The sequence below is a fragment of the Magnetovibrio sp. PR-2 genome (assembly GCF_036689815.1).
Taxonomy (GTDB): domain Bacteria; phylum Pseudomonadota; class Alphaproteobacteria; order Rhodospirillales; family Magnetovibrionaceae; genus Magnetovibrio.
In genome coordinates, this window is the sequence record NZ_JBAHUR010000042.1 from 1 (window position 1) to 770 (window position 770).

Here is a 770-nt window from a genome sequence, read left to right on the forward strand (position 1 = left end):
ATGCCTTCGATAATACCCGGCACAATCATTTCGCACGCGCGACCAACCATTTCCGTTACGTCATAAGACACCGGACGGCCATTGGCACGTAAGTTTGCCGTGATTTGCGACGGCGCATCACCGATGTAGCCGGATTCTTCTTTAATGGCGCGTGCAACGTGAGTGTTCATCTGAACGTCGGGATAGACTTCCGTGATCAAGGCTTCGAGCTGTTCGTCAACGAAATTACCCGCCTTGTTGACCGTCACTTGGGAGTTTTGTCCCGGCATGGCACCTTTCAGTGCGCACAGGTCAACCGTGCCTGCGCCAATGTCGATTACCAAGTTGTTGACCAGATTATCGTGCCCATAAGCCACCAAGAACGGTTCCGACAACACCTGAACTTCATCAACGACTTCTTGGAACACTTGGGCCAACAAATCTTTGGATGTGTTGGTCGCACGCGCAGGTGCGCCGACAATCACACAGACTTCGTCATCGGGTTCGGGCGAGAGGGATTCAATCACGTGGCTCACCAAATGGCGGGCGACTTCCAAATCGCGCTCCACATATTCGCGGATCACGCCATCTTGCAAAGGCGAGCGCAAATCCACAAAAGAACGTTTTTCAAACGCATCTTCACCGACCAAAAACGGAGATCCCAAAAGTTTCACACCGATCATATCGCGTGGATAACCGACAACGGAACGGATCCGTTCCTCATGCCCGCGGTTCGTGGATACAACGGTCCACGACGTGCCGAAGTCAAACCCCACCAAAAGGGGATCGTC

Annotated in this window: 1 protein-coding gene; it reads right to left on the reverse strand. The window is 53.0% G+C overall.

Going from position 1 to position 770, the window contains the following annotated elements:
* Window positions 1-770 (reverse strand): rod shape-determining protein (locus tag V5T82_RS18125; protein WP_332897083.1); only part of this gene is annotated, 770 nt, incomplete at both ends.